This is a genomic window from Celeribacter marinus, assembly GCF_001308265.1.
Classification (GTDB): Bacteria; Pseudomonadota; Alphaproteobacteria; order Rhodobacterales; family Rhodobacteraceae; genus Celeribacter; species Celeribacter marinus.
On sequence record NZ_CP012023.1, the window covers coordinates 2,643,551 to 2,668,689 of the forward strand.

A 25,139-nucleotide genomic window follows, 5' to 3' on the forward strand; every position below is an offset into this window, starting at 1 on the left:
TTGCGCATGTGTATGTCGCGTTACTTATGTGAACCATAGCACCCTCACCTCGTCTTGGGGAGAGGGCCGTTATAGTCCTATCTCAATAGAGGCGACCAAGCGGGATCAGAGGCCCCCGCATTGGTTGGCAGACGCTTCAGGTTACGTCCCGATATGTCGACCGTATAGAGCGCCGTCTCGCCCCCGGCCCCTTGGCTTTCGCGGGTGAACATGATCACGCGACCGTTCGGAGACCAGCTTGGCCCCTCATCCAAAAACGATGCGGTGAGCAGACGCTCCTCAGAGCCGTCCGTGCGCATCACACCGATATGGAACCGTCCGTTCGCTTGCTTGGTAAAGGCAATGAGATCCCCACGTGGCGACCAAACGGGCGTGCCGTAGCGCCCTTGCCCAAACGAAATCCGTTTTGCTTCGCCGCCACTGGCAGACATGATATAAAGCTGTTGTGTGCCAGAGCGATCACTCTCGAACACAATCTGCGATCCATCGGGTGAAAAACTGGGCGCGGTTTCAATCGCGGGGGTCGAGGTCAATCGCTCTGCCTGACCGCTTGCAATCGTCATCCGGTACAGATCGGTGTTGGCCCCTGTTGCCACCGAATACACCACCGATCCCCCATCGGGGGAAAAGCGCGGCGCAAACGACATGCTCTCGGCCTGCACAGGCAATGTACGGCGCGTAACGGTGCCGACATCCAACATGGTGATCTGAGGAAAGCCGCTTTCATACGACGTATACAGCACACGGTCGCCTGTGGGTGAAAAGCGCGGCGCCAAAACCAACGAACTGTCATCCGTCAAAAACTGCATGTTCTCGCCATCATAGTCCATCACGGCCAGACGTTTTTTGCGGTCATTTTTCGGTCCTGTTTGGCTCACAAAAACAACACGGCTGTCAAAATACGGCCCCTCGCCCGTGATGCGGGAATAGACGACATCGGCCACTTTATGGGCAATACGGCGCCATGAGCGAGTCGTGCCGCCAAGTTGCAATCCGTCTCCCAACGGCACATCGGCAAACACGTCAAAGACGCGGAACTTGACGCTTAGATTTCCGTCCGCATCGGTCGACACGGCACCGGTGACCAAGCCTTGTGCATTAATTGCTTTCCAATCGGCATATTGGACGGGCGCGCTAAACGACGACACCTGACTGATATGGGCCGAGGGTGGGATTTCACGAAACAACCCCGTTCCGACAAGATCGGCGGCAATCACATCGCTAATCTGGCGGGCGAACTCGGCCGCATCGGCTGTTTCCGCAATAAAATCAGGGATCGCCAACGGGACAGGTTCAATCACACCTTGGGTGATGTCGATTTTCAAGGGACCGGTGTCTTGCGCCACGGCGGCAACCGAGAAGCTTAGCACGATCGCAGTCGCGAACGAACAGGTCAAAGTTGCGGCACCAGAAATCAAGCGTATCATTTAAACCTCATCTGTTCGGGATCGAACGTCATTTCAATATCGCGCCATTGGTCATACTTTTCCACTGGCAAATCAAATCCGCGCGCGCCACAGCGCAAAATTGCGCGCCGCGCCACCTCATAGGCCGCATCAGCTGCCGATTGTGATCCGCCTGAAAAGCCGATCAACCTTAACGAGCCGCTATTGGGCGTGCCATCTTGGTTCATCGAAACGCCAACGGTAATGGTTGTGCGCATCGCATCCGACGATAGCGCGCCGACATTCCAACATTGTGACACCGCCACACGAAGCCCCTCACGCTCGCCACCCGTCAAGGGCGGACCAACAGGGCGTGTGGGCGCTTGTGCCGTGTCTGACGCCGCCGCAGCCGCAATCAATGCAGACGCCGCATCCGCCGCGGCATCTGCGGCCGCGTCATTGGGCGCGGTCTGTTGTACGGGCGCAGGCCTGTCAGTTTCGCGTGCGTCTGCCGCGCGTGCTGCCAGATTGGCAGGGCGCGATTTAGGGCGCGGCGAGGTGGACATGCCTGATGGCGTCTCGGCCTCTGTCACAATTTCGGTTGCGGCCTCTTCGGGAGCGGCCTCGGGGGTGTCCTCTTCAACCACCTGCGCGCTGTCCGCATCGGGCGATACTTGCGGTGTTGGCGCATCTGCAATGTCCGGTTGCGGTTCTGGCGTTGTTACGGCTTCGGGCGCAATCCGTGGCACAGGGCGCGGTGTTGGCTCTTGGTTCGGAACATCAGGCAAGCCCGCACCGGGATCCTCAAACGACACCTGCGGATCGGCTTGTGGCGGCGATTGCTCGCTCACTTGCGCTTGCGGTGTCAGGGGCTGTGGCGGTTGCGGCGCAGTATCTTGCACAGGCGTTTGTGGCTCTAACTGGGGGCGCGCTTGTGGAACGGCGTCCGCGCTTGGCGCTGCCTGTGGGGCGATTTCGGCTTGTGGGGATGCCTGCTCTGGGGCGTCTTGGACAACTTCGGGGGCCGAATTACCGGTCATCGCCGCGAATTCAGCCTCAGAGATCAACGCGACCTCTTGTGTGGCCACGGGTTGGCTGGCCTCTGGAGTCAAAAACAGACCCCCCAAAAGCGCATAGGCGATCAGACCGAAATGGCCCGCCGCAGATATGTACTGGCCCGTGTTCACCGAAAAACGCCTCTAGTTTCCCGAACCGTCAAGCGTAGGTCCGCCTGTTTCGGTCACAAGACCGATATTGCGAAACCCGCCGGCATTGAGCGCGCCCATAACTTGGACGACATCCGCATAGGGAATGGACCCGTCCGCGCGCAAAAACACTTTGTCATTCGTGCGCTCGGCGGCAATCGCGCGCAACTTGGTCACGAGCTCCTCAACAGGTTCTTCGTTGGTCATCAAAAGGACACGACCGTCCGCCGTCAGGGTGATTGACAACGGCTCCTCTTCCTCTTGCGACAACGCGGTGGCGGCCGTTTCAGGCAACTCGACCGGCACGCCGACAGTCATCATTGGGGCCGCGACCATAAAGATGATCAACAAAACCAGCATCACATCCACGAACGGCGTGACGTTGATCTCACTCATTGCAGCAGATTGACCGCGGCGGCGCGATCTACGCCCGCCGCGTCCACCTGATTTTTGCATCACACCCGCACTCATGGCTCAGGCGTCCAATTCGCGCGACAAGATGGTTGAAAACTCATCTGCAAACGCCTCATAGCCGCCCAAGATGCGGTCACTATCAGCGGACAATTTGTTGTAAAACACCACCGCCGGAATAGCTGCCAAAAGGCCCAGTGCAGTCGCAAGAAGCGCCTCGGCGATCCCCGGCGCTACAACCGCGAGGTTGGTCGACTGCGCCATTGCGATATCTTCAAACGCGGTTTTGATCCCCCAAACAGTTCCGAACAGGCCAATAAATGGCCCCGTTGAACCGACAGTGGCCAACAACGAAAGACCGCTGTTCATCGCTTCCGCCTCTTTGGAAATCGCGACATCCATTGAGCGGTCGATCCGCGCACCAGCACCCGCAATCAAACGCCCGTCATCGCGGTGCGAACGACGCCATTCGGTCATCCCCGCAAAGAACACCCGCTCAGAGGCTGTCGTCGGATTGCCGCGCAATTGGTCGTAAAGCTCGTCCAATGGCTCACCCGACCAGAACGCGCGATCAAAGCTATCGGATGCGCCGCGCGCCGTCCGGTATGTCAGGTGTTTTTGGATGATAATCGACCACGACCAAAACGAGGCCACAATCAGCATCAACATCACAACTTTCACAATGAAAGTTGCGCGCATAAACAACGCAAGCAAAGAGAAATCGATCTCCGATGCCATCGCAAGGGTGGTGTGTTCCATGTACTGCTCTTTTTCCGCCTGTGGCCGCCTTTTGACGGCTCTATAGTTAGCCTATTGTTTACTATACCGGCAGCCCTCACGCCAACACTTACCTGTGAAGCGCGCGACAAAAGGGCCGAAACGGCCCTGACAGACGCCGATTTAGTGTAGATTTCGGCGGATAATTGCCGGAAGTCGCGCGGGATGACCGGTTTGAGTGATCGCCACAATCGTCACAACGGCCGAAAACAAGATCTCTTCGGCACGTTTAACGTCTTGGGTAAGGACAATACGTGCGCCCGTCATGGCATCAACACGGGTCTCAACGGTCAATTCATCGTCGAATTTAGCGGGACTGAGATAATCAGCCTCGACACGGCGCACGGCGAATACAACGCCTTCGTCTTGTTTGAGCGCCACCTGATCCACGCCCATATCCCGCACCCACTCGGTGCGCGCGCGCTCTATGAATTTTAGATAGTTGGCGTAATAGACGATGCCCGCAAGGTCGGTATCCTCATAGTACACATGGACGGAAAATGTATGGGTCATATGCGCGGCCTCGTTTGGGGTCAGCCCAACCCTATGATGCAGATGTCAGACGGGCAAGAGGCGGATATCACACCTCAATCCACCCTATTGCGCGGCGATCAAACGCGCATAGAGCCGTAGCGCGTGCGAGGCGTCACGCGCCGCCACGGGCAAGATCGGATCATACGCCGCACGCAACAGGTTCGCCACATCAGGCCGCACAACTGTGCCCTCAGAGGCCACGGCAAGCGGGCTATCTTGGCTAAACGCGGTGTCCGACCACAGCAGCATCGCTTGGACGGCTTGGCTCAGGGCAATCACATCGGCGGGCACCTCTTGCATCGCCTCACTCATGCGCACAAAGGTAAAACACGCCTTGATCGCGCCATCATCGTCGAACCGAAAGGCGCGGTACTGATGCGCATCACGCGCCTTTAATGTCGTTACTTTTGCATCGAGATCAGGGATCATATCGCCCAAGCGCGGCACATCGCGCAACTCGTCCCACTCGGAGAAAAAGAACACCATCAGGTTCGATCCAAGCTCAGGATCAGTCTCGGCAATCTCATGGCCAGCGATTGCTACACAGGCTTCAATCGCGCCTTTGACAATCTGCAATGTCGCATCCTCGACACCGAAACACACGGGGGCAATCGGGCGACCCCAACGCGAAAACGCATAGTCTCCAGAGGCACGGGTGAAAAATGTCTCGACGATTTCGGGGCTTGTGTGTGGCTGATCTTGGGTCATGGCGCCGCGTTTAACGTCTCCGTGTCACCTGCGCAATTCCTCACTTGCCGAACATGTCCGACTGGTCGGGGGGCTGCGGCGCATTCAACCCCAAATGCGCCCATGTTTTTTGTGTGATCATACGCCCACGCGGCGTGCGTTGAATAAGACCTTGTTGCAACAAATACGGCTCGATCACGTCCTCAATCGCATCGCGACTTTCCGACAAAGCCGCCGCCATTGTTTCAACACCCACGGGACCACCGTTAAAGTTTTCGGCAATCATCGACAGATACCGACGGTCCGCGCCATCTAGGCCCAGTAGATCAACACCAAGCCGCGTTAGCGCATTATCTGCAAGCGCCTTTGAGATTTTTCCACCGCCTTCGACAACTGCAAAATCCACCACGCGGCGCAACAGACGTCCGGCGATCCGCGGCGTTCCGCGCGCGCGTTTGGCAATCTCGTATGCGCCCTCGGGATCTGTCGGAATACCCAAAAGCCGCGCACCGCGCGTGACGATTTCGTGCAGCTCCGCAATCGTGTAAAACTGCAACCGTGTGGGGATGCCAAAGCGGTCACGCAGCGGCGTGGTCAACAAACCCAAACGCGTGGTCGCACCCACCAACGTAAAGGGCTGTAATTCGATCCGCACGGTGCGCGCGGCTGGCCCCTCTCCGATCACGAGGTCCAGCTCGAAATCCTCCATCGCGGGGTAAAGCACCTCTTCGACAACCGGATTCATGCGGTGTATTTCGTCGATAAACAACACATCGCGGGCCTCAAGATTGGTCAGGATCGCCGCCAAATCACCCGCCCGCGCCAAAACTGGCCCAGAGGTCATCTTGAAATTCACTCCAAGTTCACGCGCCATGATCTGTGCAAGGGTGGTTTTACCAAGCCCCGGAGGACCGTGGAACAATACGTGGTCCATTGCCTCCTCGCGCTGTTTCGCGCTCTCGATGAAAATACGAAGGTTGGCGCGCGCTTCCTCTTGGCCGATAAATTCGCCCAAAACCTGTGGCCTCAGCGCGCGGTCGGCATCCTCGGCGCGCGCTTCAGGGCGCAGTGTCGGGTCGGGTTGATGATCGTCGGACATGCGCGATTACCCTTTCGGCGCGAGCAATTTTAGGGCGGCACGGATCAACGTTGAGGTGTCCGCGTCTGGCGCGTCCTGCGCCGATTGCGCCACCGCCCCCAACGCATCGGTCGGTGAATACCCCAGATTTTGCAGCGCGGACAACGCCTCGGCCTCGGCATTCGCATGTGCAGTGGGTGCGGCTTTTGGCGCCGCTTTGCGGGCGGGCGGCCTGTCGTTCTCAATCACCTCGTCGCGCTCACTCGTGTCCAAAACCGCCTCGGCCAGTGATCCGCCCAACTCCATTGCAGCAGGGGCTTTGTCTTTGAGTTCCATAATGACGCGCTGTGCCGTTTTTGGCCCGACGCCCGGAGCGGCCTTGATCGCGGACCAATCACCCAAGGCAATTGCGCGACCGGTGGCCTGTGCGCCAAGCGTGCCAAGAATGGCCATCGCCGCTTTGGCCCCGATGCCTTGCACGGAAATCAACAGCCTGTACCACTCTTTTTCCAATAGTGATGCAAAGCCGAACAGCTGCATCAGATCCTCACGCACGAGCAAATCGGTATAGAGCGAAATCGCCTCGCCACGCGGTGGCAACGCCATGCGCGTGCGCTCGGACACGTAGACAATATAGCCGACCCCGCGCACGTCGATCATCGCATGATCTGCGCCAATATAGTCAATGATACCTGTGAGTTTACCGATCATGAGGCCGCTTTCTTGATAGCATCCGCAAGCCGTGACGACGACTGCGCATGGTAGGAATGTGTAATGGCAATCGCGAGGGCGTCAACCGCGTCAGGCCCGGCCAGCTTCGCACCTGGCAACTGTAACTTGATCATATGCTCAACCTGCTGTTTGGCCGCATGCCCAACTCCGACAACGGTCTTTTTCACCGCATTGGGGGCGTATTCACCAATCGGCAGCCCTGCTTGTGCGGGCACCAAAAGCGCAACAGCGCGCGCTTGGCCCAATTTCAATGTGGCAACCGCATCTTTGTTTACAAAGGTTTGCTCAACAGCCGCGCAATCAGGCGCATAGGTCCGCACAACATGCGTCATCTGATCAAACAACGACAAAAGGCGCGTGGCCAGATCGTCGGAGGCCAAAGAATGGCATACGCCATTGGCCACATGGGTCATGCGCGGGCCCGCGACATCAATGATGCCCCAACCCATATTGCGCAATCCGGGGTCGATGCCCAACACACGCATATCTCTGCCCTGCTCTATTTTTATCGTTGATCAACAGTTAGCACGAAACAAGAACATTGACCAAGGGCTTTTATGATAACACTCGCGCACGGACGCCAAAAAGGAGAAAGACCGCACCCCAAATGAGGTGCGGCCCTTAACGTGGCATCAGACGGGGCTATGAGGGAAACACGCCGCACGATCTGATGTATGAAGCCCTATTACAGACTGGAGAGAAGCAATTTAGAGCGGCGCGCCACCCATATCGTCGCAGGGTCGGCCGTCATGGCCCACGCCCCCACACGTTCAACAATCGTACCCTCTTTCAATGTCGCGACACGCGCATTGTAAGACACGGCACCAAGTGACGCGAAAACCAGCGCCTTAAATAACAAAACACCCAACAACGAAAAAAAGACGAGACGCAAAGGATTGCGTGACGCGTGGCGACGTGGCCGCGCGATGATTAGACCGTCTTGGTTGACCGAATAGACCGCGCCGTGTTCCAATTTACGGCGCTGGACCTCGATCCGCGTCAGACGTTGCTCAAATGATTTAGCCCCAGCATAAGCCATGGCAGACCTCGTAGATATCGGCCCCCACCGACCATGACAATATTGCGGCAAATTGTGTCAAAAATGGGGCAAGTAGATCAAAACGGTCCTGTTTTGGCCTATATTGCTTAAGCTCTCACAAGCGTTAGTGACGTCCAGTCAACAATCTCGTCTCGCTGGGTTAGATTGAACCCATTGCGTGTATAAACCGCAATTACATCGTCGGCTTGCGCGTGCAACATCCCCGACAGAATCGCCACGCCACCCGTTTTGATCTGTGCTGCCATTTCAGGCGCCAAGCCGATCAGCGGTCCTTTCAAGATGTTGGCAAAGATCAAATCATAGGGGGCGTTTTCCGCGAGAACCTCATGGGAAAATCCCGCCGCCTCAAGACAGATCACCTGACCGTTTAGCGCATTGGCGTCGACGTTGGTTTGCGCCACATCCACCGCAACCTCATCAATATCGGAGGCATACACAAGATGCTCGGACACTTTCGCCGCCGCCATGCCAAGAACCGCCGTGCCACATCCGATATCGGCGACACGCTCAAACGTCTGACCCTCAGATAACAGACGGTCAAAAGCGCGCAGACATCCAAGCGTTGTCCCGTGGTGACCCGTCCCAAACGCCATCGCCGCCTCGATCAAAAGCCCAATTTTATCGGCAGGCAATTTATCGGCATCATGCGCCCCGTAAACAAAGAAGCGTCCAGCCTCGACAGGGGCCAAATCACGGCGGACCTTTGCGACCCAATCGGTTTCTGGCAGCTCGGAAATCACAAAATCGGCTATGCCACTGGCTTTGGCCAATAGCGCCAATTCGATCTGATCGGGGCGCTCAGAAAAATACGCGCCGACCTCCCAAAGATCAGAGTCATCGCCAACCTCAAACACACCCACGCCTGTCGGCTCGGGGATCAGCGTTTCGAGCTGCTCACCAAGCGCCTCTGCGAGGGATTTTCCAGTAATCTGTGTAACTGCGGTAAAGGTCGGCATAACAGCGCTCCCGAATTGTTGTTGCCTTGGCCATAAAGAGAACCCGCGCCTTACTCAAGCGCGGGTCCGGTGTTTCGTCATAAGACATGCAACGCCGCTATGCGACACCAACGCCAAAATTGATCGGACAACTCACACCCGTGCCCTTTAGACCGCAATAGCCGTTCGGGTTTTTCGCAAGATACTGCTGGTGCTCTTCTTCGGCAAAATAGAACGCACCTGCGGGCAACAATTCGGTGGTCGTGGAGCCAAAGCCCTTTTCTTGAAGCTCGGCATTGAACTGTTGGTTCGATTGCTCCGCCTCCAATTGCTTGCGCCCGCTGTCGTAATAGATTGCGGACCGGTATTGCGTGCCTGTGTCGTTGCCTTGGCGCATCCCTTGGGTCGGATCATGGTTTTCCCAAAATACGCGCAACAAATCTACGTAGCTGATCACAGCCGGATCATAGACAACCCGCACAACTTCCGTGTGGCCGGTTTGGCCAGAACACACCTCTTTATAAGTCGGGTTGGGGGTATATCCCCCCGCATAACCCGCCGCAGTATTTACAACACCTGGCAATTCCCAAAACAGGCGTTCAACACCCCAAAAACACCCCATCGCAAACACGGCCTCTTCGTGCGTGTCGGCGGCGGGCGCGGTGAGCGGGCAATGGAACACGTAATGGTCAGCTGCGGTGGCAATCGGGTCTGGGCGTCCAACCAATGCCTCGTCGGGCGTTGGCAATGTTAGTTTCTTTGTAAACACACCCATCATGGCGGTCTCCTCATTGTGCATTGTAATGCGCGCGATTGCATGCGCGGTCATGAATGAGTTTAGCGCGGATCGTCAGCGCGCCAAGGCGTAATCGCGCACAGCTGTGTTACCTGCGCGTCACTCGGCGGGCGTGACTGCGACCGTTTTAAACACCCGCCACTCATAGCCCTTTACCGGATGGCGCGGAATCAAGAGCGCCAACAACAGCGAGACAAACGCCATTGACGCGGCCAAGATAAAGACACCGCCCGGAGAGACGATCCAAAGATACCCGAGCGAGGCCGGTAAGAACACGGCCGCAATATGGTTGATCGTGAACGCAACCGCTGCGGTCGGCGCAATGTCTTCGGGGTCTGCAATCTTTTGAAAATAGGTTTTAAGCGCGAACGCCAAACCGAACAGCATATGGTCAATCACATAGAGCGTCGCGGCCAGAACCACGCCCCACCCGAGCCAGTAGATACCACCATACAACAAGAACACGATAATTAACCCGATGTATTCAATAACAAGGACAAAACGTTCGCCGCGCACCGCCACCAGTTTACCCATCAACGGGGCGACGATCATGTTGACCATAAAGTTGATCAAAAACAGCCCCGTGACCTGATGCACCTCAAAGCCGAATTTTTCGACCATCATAAAGGCGGCAAAGACCACGAAAATCTGACGCCGCGCACCGGCCATGAATTGTAGCGCATAGTAAAGACCATAACGGCGCTTCAGAACAATCGAGCGCTTTTGCGGGCTTGGCTCTTCGAACTGCGGATAGGCATACATCGCAAAGAGGGCGACGAGCGCCGTGAACCCACCACTCACCATATACACAAACGCATAGGACAAATCGAAACTCTTCCACGTCAACACCAGAGCGCCATAAGCGATCAAGGACGCCGCACTGCCCGCCGCCATCAGGCGACCGATCACAATCGGGGCACGCTCTTTGGACAACCATTGCAACTGAAGCGACTGATTGACCGTCTCGAAATAGTGGAACCCGATCGACGACAACATCGTGACAACCAAAATGCCGCCAAGGGACGGAAAGAATGCGGTAACGGCCGTAGCCACACCCAAGAGCAGCAAGGCCACAAGCCCCAACACCTGCTCGCGCATGAACATCAAAAGCGCGATGACACCCACGGCCAGAAAACCGGGGATCTCACGCACGGTATGAAGCCAACCAATTTCGACGCCCGTAAACCCCGCCGCCTCAATCACAAAGTTATTGAGCAAAGCCGACCATGTGTTGAACGCGATAGGCATCGCAAACGCCATCAAGAAAAGAAGGCTTTCAGGGCGGCGCCACAACGGCAACTCGCGCGCACGCGAAATGGGAAAGAGTGCATGTTTCATAGGTCAAACCTTTAGGCGCAAATATCAGACTTGGGTAGCGTCAAGGTGTGCACACCCCACCCGACAGCCGCGCGGGTGGGATACTCGGCATTGGCGACCTGCCAATGAGGCGCACGCACCGTCGGTCGTGCGGACCTTTTCATATGCGCATATGTGCAATCGTGTGATATAGATCAAAGCGCGCATCACGCATTACCGCCATAAGCGCACGAACTGTGCGCGCGGAGGATCACACATGGACATTCTTGGACTGGTTGAACGCATCGGCGAGGCACCGAGTGCCGCGTTGTTTGGCATGATCACCGGCCTTATTTTTGGCATATCGGCACAGCGCTCTCATTTTTGCCTGCGCGCCGCGACCATTGAATTTGCCCACGGACAGTTGGGCAAAAAAGTCGCCGTATGGTTTTTGACCTTTTCAACGGCGGTCGTATGGGTCCAAGGCGCGCAAATGCTCGGGCTATTTCGCGCCGCAGATGCCCGCATTATGGCCGTTCCGGGGTCTTGGTCGGGGGCCATTATCGGCGGTCTGATGTTTGGCGTTGGCATGATTTTAGCGCGGGGATGTTCGGGGCGTTTGTTGGTCATGGCATCGTCGGGCAACCTGCGTTCGGTTGTGGCAGGGCTCATTTTTGCGGTCACAGCGCAAATGAGCCTGCACGGGATCTTGTCCCCATACCGCGATAAACTTGCTGCACTTTGGGTCACACCGGGGGGCGAAAATGTCCACCTGTTGAAAGCGCTACACCTGCCCGAGCAAACCGGATTGCTGCTTGGCCTCGCAATTGCGGCACTTGCACTTTATCTGGCCATCAAAAACCAGATCGGCCCGCGCATCTGGATTTTCGCCTCCGGTGTCGGCTTTGCCGTGGCCGTGGGCTGGGTTCTGACGTGGTCTTTGGCCCAAGTGGCGTTTGATCCTGTGCCCGTCTCATCGGCTACGTTTTCTGGCCCATCGGCCAATACCCTCATGTTCTTCTTGGACCGCAACGCCGTGCTCGAATTTGACGTGGGCCTAATCCCTGGCGTGGTGATTGGTGCCTTTTTGGCCTCCCTATGGTCAGGCGAATTCAAATGGCAAAGCTTTGATAGCGTGCCTGTCATGCGCCGCTCGATGATCGGGGCGGTTCTCATGGGCTTTGGCGCGATGCTTGCGGGCGGCTGCGCTATTGGCGCGGGCGTCACGGGTGGTTCGGTGTTCGCGGCCACCGCGTGGCTTGCACTGTTTTGCATGTGGATCGGCGGCATGGCCACGACTTATATATTGGACCAAATGCCCCTACCCGAGACCGCCTGAGATGCCGCCCCACGGCGATTGCAGATCGGCTCTGGGTCTCCGATCAATCTCGCCTTAATCGCCGCCCCACGGCGATTAAGGATCGGCTTTTAGGGCTCCGCCCGCTCGCGCCTAAAACGCCACCCCGTGGCGTTTTCAAGACGGCGCTCTCACCAAAAGCTTTGCGGGTCAATGTCGATTTGAAGCCGCACGGAACCGGGCAACTTGATCTGCCCCACCCACGCGCTCAAAGCGCGCTGTATCGGTGCGGTTTTCTCGGCCTTCACCAACAGACGGATACGGTGACGCCCGCGCACCCGTGCAATCGGTGCGGGCGCAGGGCCGAACAATTGCGCACCGACCTGTTGCAATGGCCCCGCGCGCCGCGCAAGCGCGTTGCCGATGTCCATCACCTGTGCCAAATCCGGCCCCGACAGGATAATCCCCGCCATACGCCCGTAGGGCGGCACCCCCGCCATTTTGCGCTCGGCCGCCTCGGCCCGCCAAAACCCCTCCTCGTCGCCTGCGATGATCGCACGGATCACGGGATGTTCGGGCTGATAGGTCTGCAACAGGGCCACGCCCTTTTTCTCCGACCGCCCTGCCCGTCCCGCAACTTGGCGCATCAACTGAAACGTGCGCTCGGCGGCGCGTAAATCCGAGCCTTGCAACCCCAGATCGGCGTCGATCACCCCCACCAAAGTAAGGTTGGGAAAGTTATGCCCCTTGGCCACCAATTGCGTGCCGATGACAATATCCGTGTCGCCCTCGGCAATCTCGCGAATAGCCGCCTTGAGCGCACGCGCCGAGCCGAACAGATCCGACGATAGCACCGACACCTTGGCATCAGGAAAGCGCTCCGTGACCTCCTCGGCCAGACGTTCCACCCCCGGCCCCACGGGGGCCAACCGCCCCTCGACCTGACAACTCGGACAGGCCTCCGGCATCGGTTTTGTCTCGCCACATTGGTGGCACACAAGACGCTTGAGAAAACGGTGTTCAACCATCCGCGCATCACAGTGATCACAAGCGATCTGATGGCCGCACGCGCGACAAATGGTGACGGGCGCATAGCCACGGCGGTTGAGAAACAACAAGCTTTGCTCCCCCAACCCGATGCGTTTGGTCACCGCTCGCGCCAAGGCATCGGACACAAACCGTGTCGCAGGCATCTTTTCGGAGCGCAGGTCAAGCGCATGCATATCGGGCATAACCGCAGGGCCAAAACGGCTTTCCAGATCAAGACGCGTGTATTTGCCCGCCTCGACATTGACCCATGATTCAAGGCTCGGTGTAGCCGAAGCCAACACCACAGTAGCCGAACAAAACGTGGCCCGCAGCACCGCCATATCGCGCGCTGAATACAGCACACCGTCCTCTTGTTTATAGGACTGGTCGTGTTCCTCATCGACCACGATCAACCCGAGGTTCTGAAACGGCAAGTAAAGCGCCGACCGTGCCCCGATCACCATCTGTGCGCCGCCCGCGCCCACCATTTTCCACACTCGCCGCCGCTCGGTCATGGTCACGCCCGAATGCCATTCGGCAGGCTTTGCGCCAAACCGCTCCTCGACGCGGGTCAGGAATTCCGCCGTCAACGCGATCTCGGGCAACAGGACAAGCGCCTGACGCCCCTGCGCCAGACATTCCGCCACCGCCTCCAGATACACCTCGGTTTTGCCCGACCCTGTGACGCCCTTGAGCAGTGTGGTCGAATAACTCTGTGATGCCACGGATATGCGCAGCGCCTTGGCCGCGCCCTCTTGTGGCCCACTCAACTCTTTGCCCGCCTGCGCTGGATCAAGCCGCCCATAGGGCAAATCACGCGGGGTATCTTCCTCAAATATCACGCCCTGCGGTACCAGCCCCTTGATCACCGAGGGCGTCACCCCCGCCGTATCCGCCAACTCCTTGAGCGTAAAGGCCAGCCCGCCATACTCGTCCAAAACGTCCAGCACCCGCGTGCGGGCCTCTGTTTCACGCTTGGGCTGTCCCTCGCCGCGCCGATACACCTTTTGCATCGACGGCGGGTTCATCAATCCGGGCGCACGAGTGGCAAGCCGCAACATCGCCGCCAATGGCGTCAGCGTATAATCCGCAACCTTTTCCAAAAACGACCGCATCTCATCACGCATCGGCGCCACGTCCAACACATTGGAAACTGCCCGTGCTTTGGACAAATCAAATCCGCCGCGCCCCGCGCCCCAAACACAGCCCAACACCTTGCGCGGGCCAAGTGGCACTTCGACAAACGCGCCCACTTCGCAGCCGCCCACGGGCGCTTTGTAATCAAGCGACCGGTCAATCGGCTCACATGTGAGCACGGCCACCAATGTGCCTTCGGGGAAAAAATGTGTTTGGCTCATAGGTGTTAAATAGGCGTTTTGCGCGCAGGGTGCCAGAACCCCTTTCTCCCCGTGTGCGTTTGCACTATGACTTAGCGGAAATCTGGCGACATAAAGGAGCTACCCTCATGAAATTTTTTGTTGATACCGCTGACGTCGATGCGATCCGCGAACTGAACGACCTTGGGTTTGTTGATGGCGTGACCACCAACCCGTCCCTGATCAAGAAATCCGGCCGTGACATTCTTGAAGTCACCAAAGAGATTTGCGATCTGGTTGATGGTCCTGTGTCCGCCGAAGTCACCGCACTCGATTATGACGGTATGGTCGCCGAGGGTCGCAAACTGGCCACCATCGCAGACAACGTTGTGATCAAATTGCCGCTCACACTCGACGGTCTCAAAGCCTGTAAAACACTGTCGAACGAAGGCCACAAAATCAACGTGACCCTGTGTTTCTCCGCGAACCAAGCATTGCTTGCGGCCAAATCCGGCGCGACTTACATCTCGCCGTTCGTGGGCCGCCTCGACGACATCAACATTGATGGCCTCGACCTGATCGAAGATATCCGCACCATCTACGACAACTACGGCTACACCACTGAAATCCTCGCCGCCTCGATCCGCACCGTCAACCACATCTCCGATTGTGCGAAAATTGGCGCCGACGTCATCACCGCCCCTCCCGGCGTGATCAAATCCATGGCCAACCACGTGTTGACCGACAAAGGTCTGGCGCAGTTCGTGGCCGACATCAAAGAGGCCGGTATCAAGATCCTCTAATCTTGCCTCGACCCAATCTATTGAAACGCCCCCATGCCTCACCGCGCGGGGGCGTTTTTGCATCTGGCGCGTGCAAACCCGCCACAGACAGGCCGCACAGCACCACCGTTAACCTTTAAACCATTGATCCGCGCGGCACACTCGGGGCATATTGCCCCAAATAGACCGAACAATCGGCAAGCAGTGAGACGAGCTATGACAAACCAGTTCCCCAAAGCGATTGCGCCGTTGGACGATGCGTTGCGTGAAAAGATTATTTCCGATCCCGATCTGATCCTTGACGATCTCGACGTGATGCGCGCCCTCGTCTCCGCCAATGAAAACACCGCAAGCGGCAATGTTGTCGATTTGCGCGGCATTGCGATGGACCGGTTGGAGAACCGTCTTGATCGCCTTGAGGATACCCACCGTGGTGTCATCGCTGCGGCCTATGAAAACCTCGCGGGCACCAACCAAATTCACCGTGCGGTTTTGTGCCTGCTTGAGGCGCGCGATTTCAAAGACTTCCTGACCCGTATTGGCACTGACGTCTGTGACATCTTGCGCGTCGACGCCGTGAAACTCTTGCTGGAAACCGAAGTCGACGAGGACGTGCCCGCCCTGCGCAGCCTTGGCGATGTGATCGTCACCGCCGAACCGGAATTCGCAAAGGCCTATGTCACCCTTGGCCGCAACATCCCGATGCGCACGGTCACCCTGCGTCAGGTCTCGCCGGACACCGATATGATTTATGGCGACCACGCCGCCGACATCCGCTCCGAGGCCTGTATGATGCTTGACCTCGGTGAGGGACGTTTGCCTGCACTTTTGGTGTTTGGCTCGGAGGATCCGCACCTGTTTCGCGCGGCGCAAGGCACCGATTTGCTCGCGTTCTTTTCCGGCACATTTGAACGTTTGATGCGCCGCTGGCTTCAAGAATGAGCCTCGTACCGACAGGAGGGCTACGCGCCGCTCTTGGCGATTGGCTCGATCATGAACGCGCCCTTAAGGGCGTGGCAGACAACACAATCACCGCGTATTCCACCGATGTGGCGGGGTGGTTGTCATTCTTGATGGCGCACCACGGTGAGGGGTTCGGCATCTCCAAATTCAAATCGCTGACGATATCCGACATGCGCGCATGGATGGCCCATGAGCGTGGGCGCGGCTCACAGCCTCGGTCGCTGGCGCGGTCACTCTCTGCCGTTAAGGGATTCACGCGGTGGCTGGCCGAGCGCGAAGGCTTTGACGCCACCGCAATCTTGTCCACCCGCTCGCCAAAGTATCAACGCAAATTGCCGCGTCCGTTGTCCGCCGATGCCGCGAAAGACATGATTGGCACGGTCGCGATGCAACACGACGAGCCGTGGGTTGCCGCCCGCGACAGTGCTGTGATTACGGTCCTGTATGGGTGCGGGCTGCGTATCTCTGAGGCATTATCGCTAACGGGCGCGGATGTGCCCTTGGCCGAGGTAATCCGTATCGTGGGCAAAGGCGGCAAGGAACGTGTCGTTCCGGTGCTACCCGCCGCTCGCGCCGCCGTTGACACCTATGTGCGGCTGTGCCCCTACGATCTGGAACCAACGCAACCGCTGTTTCGTGGCAAACGTGGCGGGGCGCTCAATCCGCGTCAAATCTCCAAAGTGACAGAGGCCGCGCGGATGCAACTTGGCCTGCCCTCCACCGTCACGCCGCACGCCATGCGCCACTCGTTCGCCACACATTTGTTGAACGCAGGTGGAGATCTACGCGCGATCCAAGAGTTGCTTGGCCATGCCTCTCTATCCACCACCCAAGCCTACACAGCCGTTGATGCCGCGCGCCTCTTGGAGGTCTATGAAAACGCCCACCCCCGCGCAAAATCGCTCTAACGCGCGGATCACATTTGGCAGGTGTGCCATATCGTAAGGCTTGCAACGCCCCGCAACATCGCCCATCACGGTTTGCATGACCCAGTTCAAACACTCCGCCAAAGCCAACAGCGTTCACATCTTGACCGCAGTAGGCGCGACACTCGCAATGCTTGCGCTCTTTTCAGCCGCCCAAGGGCAATGGCGCGCGATGTTTTTATGGATTTTGGCCTCAATGATTGTCGATGGTATCGATGGACCATTGGCGCGCCATTTTGACGTCAAAACCCATGCCCCCCGAATCGATGGCGTGATCTTGGATTTGGTCATCGACTTTTTAACGTGGGTGTTCATTCCCATATTTGCGCTGTTCCAATCTGGCCTCTTGGCGGGATGGACGGGATGGTGCGTGGCCCTTATCGTCACCCCCGCCTCCGCGCTCTATTTTGCGGACACGCGTATGAAAACGTCCGATGGATCGTTTGAGGGCTTTCCGGGCGCGTGGTCTATGGTCGCCTTGGTCTTTTTGGCATTGGAGCCACCCACGTGGGTGATGGTGACAACAATCGCTATCTTGACCCCCGCGATGTTCCTGCCGTTGCGGTTCGTCCATCCCGTGCGCACGGCGCAGTGGCGTTGGATCACCCTTCCCATGACACTGATCTGGACGGCTGCTGCGGCGATTTTGATGGCTGGGCACCACACAACCGCGCTCACACTCGCCCTGAGTCTCAGCTCGGTCTATTTGCTGTTTGCGGGCATGGCCCAACAGATTTTGGCGCGAAAAGCCTAAAACAACACCCGACTTAACTCGTATTTGATGCAAGTTTCCGAACAGCGCGGCGCGATGTAAGCCACGCGTTAAACTATTTGCGCGATACTTAGCGCGTGGGATATCTCCCGCAACGTTTGGGTGGACGGGTCCGCTCGCTGAACGGATGAATCATGAATATCTCGATGGGGCCGGCCTATGTCGCAAATCCCTACATCGCACCGGCCCAACCCCCGACAAGCGTGGGCAGCGCGTCACACTCAAGCGGCGCAATTGCGGGGACCAAGGCCGAAGGCGCGCCACCAAACGGGGCACGCCCAAACGGCCCGCCGCCCAATGGTCCACCACCAAGCAAATCAGCCGAAACAGGATCTGATGCACAATCCTTGTTCGACGCATTGATCGCGGATGACACCGAAGACGACGCCAATACCCTAGCCGCAAACAACGCCAATGCCCTGTACAACGAAATGCAGGCTCTGATCTTGTCGAACGCGGTTTAAGTCGCACACGCCCCCGTAGACAACACCTCGCGGCGATAGATCATCGGCGCGGCCACGGTGCGCCGCACACCGCACAAAGCATCCCTAAATTTCAGAAAATACGACCTAATTTCAGTCCGTTAACATTAAATGCAATCGAATTTCCTAAACTGGCCTTAACGCAGATGAGGTTTCTTACGCGGGCAGGATGCACCTGCTCCAGAAAGGAATCTACAATGCAAACTCTTGAAACTTCCCCCGTTGGCGCGCCCGCCATTGGGACGACTGCACCCGCTCCCCGCGCGCAAACCCGTCACAGACCCCCGCATTTGCGACCCGTGGCCAACCTTCCAACACCCGCCTCAAACCTCACTAATATGGTGCAAAGCCATGTGGAACGCATTCTCACGGTTGTGTCGCAATGCGATATGGCAACCGCTGAAACTCTGACATTGGCCCATGAGGCACACGAGGCATTTGCTCTGATGCTTGCGTCATTGTCAGAAACACGCGCCTAAAATGCATAAACATACAGACGAAAAAGGGCGCCGCAGTGGCGCCCTTTCCCAAACTCATCGGTCATCTCGACCTTAATCAAGCGCCTCATCACAACGCCCACAGACATCCGCGTGGCTGTGCTGCCCGACGTCAGGAAGAATTTTCCAACACCGCTGACATTTCTCGCCCTCAGCCTTTTCAAACACCACGGCAACACCCGCAGTTTCAGGCAGGCGGAACGCCTCGGACGGTGCCGGATCGCCGGTCACGTTGATCGCCGATGTGATGCACAGATCGTCAAAATCGACGGTGGCCAAAAGATCGCGCACAGCCGCATCCTCGACGTGGACCACGGGAGCCGCCTCTAAGGACGCGCCAATCACCTTATCCTGCCGCTGGATTTCAAGCGCTGCGGTGACCACACGGCGGGTCTTGCGAATGGCGGACCATTTCGCCGCCAGTTCCGCATTTTTCCACGCCGCAGGTGTTTCGACAAAATCCTCCAAATGGATCGAGGCGTCTGTCCCGTCGAACCGCTCAAGCCAAACCTCTTCCATCGTAAAGGTCAGGATCGGCGCCAACCACCGCGTGATACGGTGATACAAGATATCAAGCACGGTGCGCGCCGCACGCCGCCGCGCTGTATCACCATCACAATAAAGCGCATCCTTGCGGATATCGAAATAGAACGCCGACAGATCCACGGTGGCAAAGTTGAACACAGCGGTCCAGACGCCCGAAAAATCGAACGTCTTGTAGCCCTCGCGCACCTGCTCATCGAGCTCGGCCAAACGGTGCAACACCCATTGCTCCAATTCGGGCATGTCCGCCGCATCCACACGGTCGGCCTCGGAAAAGTCCGCGAGCGATCCGAGCATATAGCGCATGGTGTTGCGCAAACGGCGGTAGCTATCAGCAACGCCTTTGAGGATCTCCGGCCCGATCCGCTGATCAGCGGTGTAATCGACCTGCGCCACCCAAAGGCGCGCAATATCCGCGCCGTATTGTTGGATGATCTTTTCAGGAACGATGGTGTTGCCCAGAGATTTGGACATCTTCATGCCCTTTTCATCAAGGGTAAACCCGTGCGTCACAACGTTTTTATAGGGCGCGCGCCCCTTGGTGCCACAGGCCTGCAACAGCGATGAGTGGAACCACCCACGGTGTTGATCGGTCCCCTCAAGATAAACATCCGCGATGCCATCAGGCGTCCCATCTTCGCGATCGCGCAGCACGAATGCGTGGGTTGACCCGCTGTCAAACCACACGTCGAGCACGTCGAACACTTGGTCATAGGCGGCAGGATCGGCGATGCCGTCGAGCATCTTTTCCTTGAACCCGTCCTCATACCAAACGTCCGCGCCATGGTCCTCGAACGCGGCGGTGATACGGGCATTGAGATCGGCGTTGCGCAACAGAAAATCGGGATCGGTCGGCAATGCGCCCACTTTGGTGAAACAGGTCAGCGGAACACCCCACGCGCGTTGACGCGACAACACCCAATCGGGACGGCTCTCGATCATCGAATATAGGCGGTTGCGACCCGTTTGCGGATGCCATTTGACGAGCTTGTCGATCGAGGTCAGCGCACGCGAACGGATCGTGTCGCCGTACTCGCCCATACCATCGTCAATCTTGCGATCCACCGATGCGAACCACTGTGGCGTATTGCGGAAAATCACCGGCGCTTTGGAGCGCCACGAATGTGGATAAGAGTGCGTCACGCGCCCCCGCGCAATGATGCCCCCCGCCTCGACGAGTTTGGCGATCACGGCGGTGTTGGCCTTGCCCTCTTTGCCCTTGTGATCAATCACGCGCTGATCGGCAAAGAACGGCACATGCGGCAGGAACTCACTATCCTCGCCCACGTTATGCGTCATGCGGTCGATCCAGTTGCGTTTGACGAAACACTCATAGTCGTCTGCGCCGTGGCTGGGCGCGGTATGGACAAACCCCGTCCCCGCCTCATCCGTCACGTGATCACCGTCGATCATCGGAACATCGTAATCCCAAAAACCGTCCGCGCCCTCAATGCCCGCAAACGGGTGTGCAAGCGTCAACGCGCCAAGCTCATCCGCGCTGACATCGCGCACCTTTGTGAACTCGGTCACACGCGATTTGCCTAATGCGTCCTCGGCCAAAGCATCGGCAAAGAGGTACAATTCGCCCGGCGCGGTCCAACTTTCCTCTTCAGTCGCATCGACACGGTATAGGCCATAAGCAATCTTTGGATTGAACGCGACCGCCTTGTTCGATGGGATGGTCCACGGGGTCGTGGTCCAGATCACAACACGAGCCTCGGCCAAATCACCCTCAGCCCCCGACACCACCTTAAACGGCACCCAGATCGTGTGCGATTTATGGTCGTGGTATTCGATCTCGGCCTCGGCCAATGCCGTTTTCTCAACGGGCGACCACATCACAGGTTTCGAGCCTTGGTAGAGCGTGCCGTTCATCAAGAACTTCATGAACTCGTCGGCAATCACCGCCTCCGCATGGAAATCCATCGTCAGGTACGGATCAGCCCAGTTGCCAGTGATGCCCAACCGTTTGAATTCGGCGCGTTGCACGTCAATCCACTCGGCGGCAAAGGCACGACACTCTTGGCGAAAATCAATGACCGGAACGTCATCTTTGTTTTTGCCTTTCTGGCGGTATTTTTCCTCGATCTTCCACTCGATCGGCAGACCGTGACAATCCCAACCGGGGACATACCGCGCGTCAAAGCCCATCATCTGGTGCGACCGCACGATGATGTCCTTGATCGTTTTGTTGAGCGCGTGACCGATGTGCAAATGGCCGTTCGCATAGGGAGGGCCATCGTGCAACACAAACGGAGTGCGCCCCTCAGTTTTGCCGCTTTCGCGAAGGCGGTCATACACGCCGATGTCTTCCCACCGCTTGAGCCACTCAGGCTCGCGTTTGGGCAATCCCGCGCGCATCGGGAAATCGGTTTTTGGCAGATTAAGAGTTGATTTGTAGTCTGGCCCGCTATCGCTAGGCGTGGTCACGTCGGAACACATGTCTGATCGGTCCTTGAAAGGGAAAGGGTATGGCTGGTCGCGCGGCGCGGATATCTCATGCGCCTTGTCCCGGCGGCTCAACGATCACTGCGGATCAGAGCGCCGGGCTTATAATTCGTATCAGTGCGAGAGCCACGAAATTCATGAGGCCGTTATAGGCGCGCGCTGCCACAGGGGCAAGCCTACTTGCCGCATTGCAGCCCGACACAAATCAGCGCACACTCAACCCGCAGCTTTAGGATAAAATCATGACCGAACCTCGCTCTGCGATGCCGCCCAAATTTGAAATTTCACACGACGACATCGACCGTGTTCTTCGCATCTTTTACGCCAAGGTGCGCCACGATGAGACCTTGGGCGCGGTGTTTGGCGCGCATGTCGACAACTGGCCGCACCATGAGGAAAAGATCGGGCGGTTCTGGCGCAACGCAATCTTGCATGAGCGGGTCTATGACGGCGCGCCCCAGCGGGTTCACATGGCCGCTCCCGAGATCAAAGAGGGTCATTTCGCCCTCTGGCTCGGCCTGTTCGACGCGACATTAACCGACGAGCTAGACGCGGACACAGCGCAAAAGTGGTCCGCTTTGGCACACCGCATCGGCCGCGCGTTTCGCATGGGTATCGCCCAACGCGATCAGCCAAAAGATGCCCCGCCCAAATTATTCTGATGTCTCAGACTTGGCGAACACTCCCGTGAGCGCCCGTTTGACAAGCCCCGAAACAGACGGCTTTTTCTCCCGCAGATAAGGCAGCGGACGACAGACCTCCATCGCCGCCACGCCAACGCGGGCGGTCAGCGCACCGTTGACAACCCCCTCACCGAACCGGCGCGACACCTTGGCCATCACGCCGCCCCCCGCCATCGTGCCGATGAGATCATCACCCACGGCAACGGCCCCCGTGGCAACCAGATGCGTGAGCACAGATTTCGTCACCCGCCATGAGCCAAGCGTGCCGGAGCGCCCGCCGTAAATCTCCGCGATACGGCGGATCATCCGCAAATTCGCCGTTAGTGCTGCAAACACATCCGCAAGCGCAAGCGGGACCAGTGCCGTGACCGTGGCCACCTGACGCGCGGCCACTTCGACCTCGCGGCGTGCGGCGGCATCAAGCGGGGCGAGCAATTCACGCTCGGCCAGATGCAACACGCCGTCCGCATCAAACACCTCCGCCTGACGCTCGGCAAACCGCTCGCGCCCCCACGCCAATTCATCGCGGGATTTATAAACGTCGAGCAATTTCTCGGTGACACCCCGCGCCGCTTTCACATCCGAATTGGCAATCGCCACCTCGGCCGCTTTGTGCAGCGTATCAATGCGTTTGAGCCGCGCAAAGGCCGACAGCTCCTTGAGCGCAATCGCAAGTAAAACAACGACAAACGCCCCCGTCAGCCCAAGGGCCGCGTAGCCCAAAACAGGGTTTCGCGCGATCAAACCCGCCACAAAATCATACGCCGATAGCGACAACACAAACACGAACAACGTGCCCAAAAGCCGCCAGAACCACCGCGCCAAGGCACTTGGTTTGCGCGCTGCCATAACCGCCACGCGCTCCATCGCCGCGGGGCTGCGAACGGGCAAGACATCAGGCACAGGATCGGCGTTCGACGGTGTTACGGCGGGCGCATCATCAAGGTCAATCAAGATGGGGCCACTGCGTTTTGTCTCACTCACAACTTATCTCCGATCAAAAACTCCGCCGCGCGATCAAGACGTATATGGGGTGGCCCCTCATGCGGGCGCAATGTCATCTGTGCGGGCAAAAACTGCATAACGCCGTATTCATCACCGAGCCACGCCGTGGCCCCTTGTCGCGCGGGCGCTAAAATATGCGCGGGATCTTGCGGCAATTCGCCCGCATAAAACGCCGCCTGTTTGCTGCCGCCCTGCCCGTCTGCCACGCGCCCCCGCACGAGGTCCAATGTCTGCCCGCCATGATCGCGGGTTTCCTCAACGGTGGCACGAAGTGCGGCAATCGACATGGCAGAGGTCGCAGCCCCCGAATAATCCGCGCGATCACGCGCCTCTCGCACCAACGCCTCCATAATGGCGGTCAAACGCGCGTGCTGACTGTGATGGATATGGTCCGCTTTCGTGGCCGCAAACAAAATTCTCTCGACCTTCTTTTGCCCCAAAAGGGCAAACAACCGGCCCACCCGTCCGGGGCGAAAAGCACTTAGGATATCCGCCATTGTGCGGCGCAAATCCTCGACCGCTTTGGGGCCCGCATGAATCGCCCCCAAGGCGTCCACCAACACAATCTGGCGATCGATCTTGGCAAAGTGATCTCGAAAAAACGGACGGACAACTTCGCGCTTATAGGCCTCAAAGCGGCGTTCAAATTCGCGGCGCAGCGATCCACGCGGGGCGCTCCCTTCGGGCAGTGGCGCAAACGTCAGCACAGGGGAGCCCGCCATCTCACCGGGTAGTAAAAACCGCCCCGGCGTGCAATCGGAATAACCCGCCGCGCGCGCCGCATTAAGATAGGCGGTGAACGGCTCGGCGAGTGCTTTGGCGTCCGGCTCGCTATGCGGCGCACCCGCATCTACACAGCCCAGCGCCTCCAAAAACGCCGCCCCCTCGTCGCGTGCCTGCGCATCGGCCAACGCCTGAACAGACCAATCGGCGTAGGATTTATCCATCAACCCGAGATCCAAAAGCCACTCCCCTGGATAATCGACAATATCCAGATGTACGGTGCGCGGGCCGGAGATTGCGCCCAAAAGTCCCGTTGGCTGCACCTTAAACGACAGGCGCAATTCGGACACGGCCCGCGTGCTTTGCGGCCAATGCGGATCGGGTGCCGTCAAGGCCGCCAAATGCGCCTCATAGTCAAAACGTGCCACCGTATCATCGGGCTGTGGTTGCAAATAGGCCGCCGTGATCGCCGCCGATCCACCCAGTTGCGGCATCCGTCCCCGATCCAACAGGTTCGCCACCAGCGATGTGATAAATACGGTTTTCCCCGCACGGCTCAATCCCGTGACGCCCAAGCGGATCACAGGTTCAAAAAGCGCCTCATTGACCCCGTCCTGCACCGTTTCCACGCCACGCAAAATACGGTCCGCAATATCGTTGATGATCAAGGCTTTGCCCTTCCGCCGGTTTTCTTTGACTAACATAAGCACGTCACGCCCCCTTTCAAAGGGCTGTCTGTATCTGGCCATATCGCGCCTCTAGACCAATCGCACGCGG

At 58.0% G+C, this 25,139-nt stretch carries 25 protein-coding genes; 8 read left to right on the top strand and 17 right to left on the bottom strand.

What is annotated here, in order from left to right; translation table 11 throughout:
- Positions 1 to 77 precede the first annotated feature (77 nt).
- From tolB to IMCC12053_RS13265, 13 genes are all read right to left on the bottom strand, one after another.
- Positions 78 to 1,427, bottom strand: coding sequence for a Tol-Pal system beta propeller repeat protein TolB (gene tolB, locus IMCC12053_RS13205; RefSeq protein WP_062219794.1), 1,350 nt, complete (start codon positions 1,425 to 1,427; stop codon positions 78 to 80).
- Positions 1,424 to 2,572 carry a hypothetical protein gene (locus tag IMCC12053_RS13210; RefSeq protein ID WP_062219796.1) on the bottom strand — a complete coding sequence of 383 codons (1,149 nt, stop codon included), beginning with the start codon at positions 2,570 to 2,572 and terminating at the stop codon, positions 1,424 to 1,426. Before IMCC12053_RS13210 ends, tolB begins: the two co-directional genes overlap by 4 nt.
- A 12-nt stretch (positions 2,573 to 2,584) precedes the next feature.
- The gene (gene tolR, locus IMCC12053_RS13215; RefSeq protein ID WP_062219798.1) at positions 2,585 to 3,061 is read right to left on the bottom strand and encodes a protein TolR; all 477 of its coding nucleotides are present in this window, start codon (positions 3,059 to 3,061) and stop codon (positions 2,585 to 2,587) included.
- 3 nt (positions 3,062 to 3,064) lie between these two features.
- The gene (tolQ, locus tag IMCC12053_RS13220) at positions 3,065 to 3,760 is read right to left on the bottom strand and encodes a protein TolQ (protein ID WP_062219800.1); all 696 of its coding nucleotides are present in this window, start codon (positions 3,758 to 3,760) and stop codon (positions 3,065 to 3,067) included.
- A gap of 141 nt (positions 3,761 to 3,901) precedes the next feature.
- A complete protein-coding gene (gene ybgC, locus IMCC12053_RS13225; RefSeq protein ID WP_062219802.1) occupies positions 3,902 to 4,291 on the bottom strand; it encodes a tol-pal system-associated acyl-CoA thioesterase in 390 nt (129 codons plus the stop codon).
- Positions 4,292 to 4,375: 84 nt separating this feature from the next.
- Positions 4,376 to 5,020, bottom strand: a complete 645-nt coding sequence (locus IMCC12053_RS13230; protein ID WP_062219804.1) for a hypothetical protein — start codon at positions 5,018 to 5,020, stop codon at positions 4,376 to 4,378.
- 40 nt (positions 5,021 to 5,060) lie between these two features.
- Positions 5,061 to 6,098 carry a Holliday junction branch migration DNA helicase RuvB gene (ruvB, locus tag IMCC12053_RS13235; protein ID WP_062219806.1) on the bottom strand — a complete coding sequence of 346 codons (1,038 nt, stop codon included), beginning with the start codon at positions 6,096 to 6,098 and terminating at the stop codon, positions 5,061 to 5,063.
- 6 nt (positions 6,099 to 6,104) lie between these two features.
- Positions 6,105 to 6,788 (bottom strand): Holliday junction branch migration protein RuvA, encoded by a 684-nt coding sequence (gene ruvA / locus IMCC12053_RS13240; RefSeq protein WP_062219808.1) that lies wholly within the window; start codon positions 6,786 to 6,788, stop codon positions 6,105 to 6,107.
- The gene (ruvC, locus tag IMCC12053_RS13245; RefSeq protein ID WP_062219810.1) at positions 6,785 to 7,294 is read right to left on the bottom strand and encodes a crossover junction endodeoxyribonuclease RuvC; all 510 of its coding nucleotides are present in this window, start codon (positions 7,292 to 7,294) and stop codon (positions 6,785 to 6,787) included. Before ruvC ends, ruvA begins: the two co-directional genes overlap by 4 nt.
- A gap of 200 nt (positions 7,295 to 7,494) precedes the next feature.
- Positions 7,495 to 7,848: a hypothetical protein gene (locus IMCC12053_RS13250; protein ID WP_062219812.1), complete on the bottom strand. Its 354-nt coding sequence runs from the start codon at positions 7,846 to 7,848 to the stop codon at positions 7,495 to 7,497.
- Between the two features lie 107 nt (positions 7,849 to 7,955).
- Positions 7,956 to 8,825 (bottom strand): 50S ribosomal protein L11 methyltransferase, encoded by an 870-nt coding sequence (locus IMCC12053_RS13255; RefSeq protein ID WP_062219814.1) that lies wholly within the window; start codon positions 8,823 to 8,825, stop codon positions 7,956 to 7,958.
- Positions 8,826 to 8,922: 97 nt separating this feature from the next.
- Positions 8,923 to 9,582: a peptide-methionine (S)-S-oxide reductase MsrA gene (gene msrA / locus IMCC12053_RS13260; RefSeq protein WP_062221343.1), complete on the bottom strand. Its 660-nt coding sequence runs from the start codon at positions 9,580 to 9,582 to the stop codon at positions 8,923 to 8,925.
- Positions 9,583 to 9,699: 117 nt separating this feature from the next.
- Positions 9,700 to 10,938, bottom strand: a complete 1,239-nt coding sequence (locus tag IMCC12053_RS13265; RefSeq protein ID WP_062219816.1) for an MFS transporter — start codon at positions 10,936 to 10,938, stop codon at positions 9,700 to 9,702.
- Positions 10,939 to 11,173: 235 nt separating this feature from the next.
- Between IMCC12053_RS13265 and IMCC12053_RS13270 the strand changes: the two genes are divergently transcribed.
- Complete coding sequence (locus IMCC12053_RS13270) at positions 11,174 to 12,235, top strand: YeeE/YedE family protein (protein ID WP_062219818.1); 1,062 nt, start codon at positions 11,174 to 11,176, stop codon at positions 12,233 to 12,235.
- 149 nt (positions 12,236 to 12,384) lie between these two features.
- On the opposite strand, the gene IMCC12053_RS13275 is transcribed toward IMCC12053_RS13270, so the two are convergent.
- Entirely contained in the window at positions 12,385 to 14,580 is a 2,196-nt protein-coding gene (locus IMCC12053_RS13275; protein ID WP_062219820.1) for a primosomal protein N', read from the bottom strand.
- Between the two features lie 107 nt (positions 14,581 to 14,687).
- On the opposite strand from IMCC12053_RS13275, the gene fsa reads away from it, so the two are divergent.
- From fsa to IMCC12053_RS13305, 6 genes are all read left to right on the top strand, one after another.
- Positions 14,688 to 15,341, top strand: a complete 654-nt coding sequence (gene fsa / locus IMCC12053_RS13280; protein ID WP_062219822.1) for a fructose-6-phosphate aldolase — start codon at positions 14,688 to 14,690, stop codon at positions 15,339 to 15,341.
- A gap of 195 nt (positions 15,342 to 15,536) precedes the next feature.
- The gene (locus IMCC12053_RS13285; protein WP_062219824.1) at positions 15,537 to 16,262 is read left to right on the top strand and encodes a DUF484 family protein; all 726 of its coding nucleotides are present in this window, start codon (positions 15,537 to 15,539) and stop codon (positions 16,260 to 16,262) included.
- Positions 16,259 to 17,191, top strand: a complete 933-nt coding sequence (locus IMCC12053_RS13290; RefSeq protein WP_062219827.1) for a tyrosine recombinase XerC — start codon at positions 16,259 to 16,261, stop codon at positions 17,189 to 17,191. Before IMCC12053_RS13285 ends, IMCC12053_RS13290 begins: the two co-directional genes overlap by 4 nt.
- 76 nt (positions 17,192 to 17,267) lie before the next feature.
- Positions 17,268 to 17,963 (top strand): CDP-alcohol phosphatidyltransferase family protein, encoded by a 696-nt coding sequence (locus IMCC12053_RS13295; protein WP_062221346.1) that lies wholly within the window; start codon positions 17,268 to 17,270, stop codon positions 17,961 to 17,963.
- Between the two features lie 152 nt (positions 17,964 to 18,115).
- Positions 18,116 to 18,445: a hypothetical protein gene (locus IMCC12053_RS13300; protein WP_062219829.1), complete on the top strand. Its 330-nt coding sequence runs from the start codon at positions 18,116 to 18,118 to the stop codon at positions 18,443 to 18,445.
- A 215-nt stretch (positions 18,446 to 18,660) separates the two neighbouring features.
- Positions 18,661 to 18,942, top strand: a complete 282-nt coding sequence (locus IMCC12053_RS13305; protein WP_062219831.1) for a hypothetical protein — start codon at positions 18,661 to 18,663, stop codon at positions 18,940 to 18,942.
- 72 nt (positions 18,943 to 19,014) lie between these two features.
- On the opposite strand, the gene ileS is transcribed toward IMCC12053_RS13305, so the two are convergent.
- Positions 19,015 to 21,945, bottom strand: coding sequence for an isoleucine--tRNA ligase (gene ileS, locus IMCC12053_RS13310; RefSeq protein ID WP_062219833.1), 2,931 nt, complete (start codon positions 21,943 to 21,945; stop codon positions 19,015 to 19,017).
- A 248-nt stretch (positions 21,946 to 22,193) separates the two neighbouring features.
- Here ileS and IMCC12053_RS13315 point away from each other — a divergent pair, with 248 nt between their 5' ends.
- Positions 22,194 to 22,613, top strand: a complete 420-nt coding sequence (locus IMCC12053_RS13315; protein WP_062219835.1) for a group III truncated hemoglobin — start codon at positions 22,194 to 22,196, stop codon at positions 22,611 to 22,613.
- Here IMCC12053_RS13315 and IMCC12053_RS13320 read toward each other — a convergent pair.
- Positions 22,605 to 23,618: a YcjF family protein gene (locus tag IMCC12053_RS13320; RefSeq protein ID WP_062219837.1), complete on the bottom strand. Its 1,014-nt coding sequence runs from the start codon at positions 23,616 to 23,618 to the stop codon at positions 22,605 to 22,607. The two genes, IMCC12053_RS13315 and IMCC12053_RS13320, sit on opposite strands and share 9 nt — an antisense overlap.
- Positions 23,615 to 25,030 (bottom strand): YcjX family GTP-binding protein, encoded by a 1,416-nt coding sequence (locus tag IMCC12053_RS13325; protein WP_062221348.1) that lies wholly within the window; start codon positions 25,028 to 25,030, stop codon positions 23,615 to 23,617. Before IMCC12053_RS13325 ends, IMCC12053_RS13320 begins: the two co-directional genes overlap by 4 nt.
- Between the last annotated feature and the right edge of the window lie 109 nt (positions 25,031 to 25,139).

Excerpts from the sequence above, each read along its gene's own strand:
- tolB (WP_062219794.1), bottom strand. The coding sequence starts at position 1,427 with ATGATACGCTTGATTTCTGGTGCCGCAACTTTGACCTGTTCGTTCGCG.
- tolR (WP_062219798.1), bottom strand. The coding sequence starts at position 3,061 with ATGAGTGCGGGTGTGATGCAAAAATCAGGTGGACGCGGCGGGCGTAGA.
- tolQ (WP_062219800.1), bottom strand. The coding sequence starts at position 3,760 with ATGGAACACACCACCCTTGCGATGGCATCGGAGATCGATTTCTCTTTG.
- ybgC (WP_062219802.1), bottom strand. The coding sequence starts at position 4,291 with ATGACCCATACATTTTCCGTCCATGTGTACTATGAGGATACCGACCTT.
- IMCC12053_RS13230 (WP_062219804.1), bottom strand. The coding sequence starts at position 5,020 with ATGACCCAAGATCAGCCACACACAAGCCCCGAAATCGTCGAGACATTT.
- ruvB (WP_062219806.1), bottom strand. The coding sequence starts at position 6,098 with ATGTCCGACGATCATCAACCCGACCCGACACTGCGCCCTGAAGCGCGC.
- ruvA (WP_062219808.1), bottom strand. The coding sequence starts at position 6,788 with ATGATCGGTAAACTCACAGGTATCATTGACTATATTGGCGCAGATCAT.
- ruvC (WP_062219810.1), bottom strand. The coding sequence starts at position 7,294 with ATGCGTGTGTTGGGCATCGACCCCGGATTGCGCAATATGGGTTGGGGC.
- IMCC12053_RS13250 (WP_062219812.1), bottom strand. The coding sequence starts at position 7,848 with ATGGCTTATGCTGGGGCTAAATCATTTGAGCAACGTCTGACGCGGATC.
- IMCC12053_RS13255 (WP_062219814.1), bottom strand. The coding sequence starts at position 8,825 with ATGCCGACCTTTACCGCAGTTACACAGATTACTGGAAAATCCCTCGCA.
- msrA (WP_062221343.1), bottom strand. The coding sequence starts at position 9,582 with ATGATGGGTGTGTTTACAAAGAAACTAACATTGCCAACGCCCGACGAG.
- IMCC12053_RS13265 (WP_062219816.1), bottom strand. The coding sequence starts at position 10,938 with ATGAAACATGCACTCTTTCCCATTTCGCGTGCGCGCGAGTTGCCGTTG.
- IMCC12053_RS13270 (WP_062219818.1), top strand. The coding sequence starts at position 11,174 with ATGGACATTCTTGGACTGGTTGAACGCATCGGCGAGGCACCGAGTGCC.
- IMCC12053_RS13275 (WP_062219820.1), bottom strand. The coding sequence starts at position 14,580 with ATGAGCCAAACACATTTTTTCCCCGAAGGCACATTGGTGGCCGTGCTC.
- fsa (WP_062219822.1), top strand. The coding sequence starts at position 14,688 with ATGAAATTTTTTGTTGATACCGCTGACGTCGATGCGATCCGCGAACTG.
- IMCC12053_RS13285 (WP_062219824.1), top strand. The coding sequence starts at position 15,537 with ATGACAAACCAGTTCCCCAAAGCGATTGCGCCGTTGGACGATGCGTTG.
- IMCC12053_RS13290 (WP_062219827.1), top strand. The coding sequence starts at position 16,259 with ATGAGCCTCGTACCGACAGGAGGGCTACGCGCCGCTCTTGGCGATTGG.
- IMCC12053_RS13295 (WP_062221346.1), top strand. The coding sequence starts at position 17,268 with ATGACCCAGTTCAAACACTCCGCCAAAGCCAACAGCGTTCACATCTTG.
- IMCC12053_RS13300 (WP_062219829.1), top strand. The coding sequence starts at position 18,116 with ATGAATATCTCGATGGGGCCGGCCTATGTCGCAAATCCCTACATCGCA.
- IMCC12053_RS13305 (WP_062219831.1), top strand. The coding sequence starts at position 18,661 with ATGCAAACTCTTGAAACTTCCCCCGTTGGCGCGCCCGCCATTGGGACG.
- ileS (WP_062219833.1), bottom strand. The coding sequence starts at position 21,945 with ATGTGTTCCGACGTGACCACGCCTAGCGATAGCGGGCCAGACTACAAA.
- IMCC12053_RS13315 (WP_062219835.1), top strand. The coding sequence starts at position 22,194 with ATGACCGAACCTCGCTCTGCGATGCCGCCCAAATTTGAAATTTCACAC.